This is a genomic window from Pseudoalteromonas sp. GW168-MNA-CIBAN-0100 (assembly GCF_040309225.1).
GTDB lineage: Bacteria > Pseudomonadota > Gammaproteobacteria > Enterobacterales > Alteromonadaceae > Pseudoalteromonas > Pseudoalteromonas arctica.
Genome location: NZ_JBEOOL010001196.1, coordinates 1 through 229, shown reverse-complemented (window position 1 = coordinate 229; position 229 = coordinate 1). Strand labels below are relative to the sequence as shown.

Genomic DNA, 229 nt, shown 5'->3' with positions numbered 1-229 from the left:
TTAGATGAGCATAATAAAGAGCTTACACCCGAGCAAAACATAATTGAAATTTTAAAAGCTAATGTAGCGGGTGGGTGGGGCTCAACTATTCAGCGTGGCAGTGAATCTACATTACTAATGATACAAATGAGTGCTCGTCGCGAAGCTACGCAACAACCCATGCTATTAATGGGAGACTTTACTAATGAACTTGCGGATGGCGTATTAAGCCATTTACTGACAAGTACGC

At 41.5% G+C, this 229-nt stretch carries 1 pseudogene; it reads left to right on the top strand.

What is annotated here, in order from left to right:
* Window positions 1-229 (top strand): annotated as a pseudogene (locus AAEY62_RS25185) (endonuclease/exonuclease/phosphatase family protein); the annotation flags it as partial.